We start from the raw sequence: 933 nt of genomic DNA, 5'->3' as shown, positions 1-933 counted from the left end.
TGCTTTTGGTCGTGTAAAGTCAGTTTATCTCATTGAATTTGCATAACAAACGGCTCAAGAGGGATTGCCAACGCGTGGCGGCTTTGGTGCAAAATTGAAGTTCAGTGTTTACAGTATGTTTTTTTAGTTCGGTGGTGCGTTGTCAACCCCTTAGCCGGGCGTTATGTTGCAATGCAGTTTCGAGTAAATAAGGATAGTGAAATGTACAAGGAAATCATAGATTTTTGGTTCAATGAGCTTGAGCCTATGCAATGGTGGCAAAAAGATGAAGCCTTTGATCTTATGATTAAAAGTCGCTTCGGAGAGCTTCATGACAAAGCGAAATCAGGTGAATTAGCTAGTTGGCGTGAGATACCTTTAGGTGCTTTAGCTGAGGTTATAATCCTGGATCAATTTTCTCGTAATATTTACCGAAATAAACCAGAGTCTTTCACTTGTGACTCAATGGCAGTAACCCTAACTCAATTTGCTATAGCAAACGGTTTAGACAGTCAGTTATCTGATATCCAGAAAGTGTTCCTCTATATGCCGTTTATGCACAGTGAATCGAAGTTAATTCATATTGAAGCAGTCAAACTTTTTGAGTCGGTAGGTATCGAAAGTAATATAGAGTTTGAGTATAAGCATAAAGCGATAATCGACAAGTTTGGACGTTACCCACACCGAAATGAAATACTTGGTCGTGAGTCAACAGAAGCCGAGCTAGAATTTCTAAAGCAACCAAATTCTGGCTTCTAAATCAGCAACATAACAAACAATTTAAGAGTGATTCAGCACGCTTGGCATTTTTTGTTTGGGTTTAGTTTAGTGTTTATGGTGGTCAAGTTAAGTGTAGTGGTTGCGTGCTTCACACCTTAATTGGGCGTTATGCAGTTCTACAGGTTCAACGGAAACTAAAAAACGTCAGCCCAATGTATTTGAACTGACGGAGCT

At 39.5% G+C, this 933-nt stretch carries 1 protein-coding gene; it reads left to right on the top strand.

The annotated features are described in order from the left end of the window. The first annotated feature begins 201 nt into the window (after nucleotides 1-201). On the top strand, nucleotides 202-738 hold the full coding sequence (locus tag AACR75_RS01960; protein ID WP_047691615.1) for a DUF924 family protein: 537 nt from the start codon (nucleotides 202-204) through the stop codon (nucleotides 736-738). The last annotated feature ends 195 nt before the right edge of the window (nucleotides 739-933 follow it).

The sequence above is a fragment of the Vibrio sp. ZOR0018 genome (assembly GCF_963865925.1).
GTDB lineage: Bacteria > Pseudomonadota > Gammaproteobacteria > Enterobacterales > Vibrionaceae > Vibrio > Vibrio anguillarum.
This window is presented reverse-complemented; position numbering and strand designations above follow the sequence as displayed.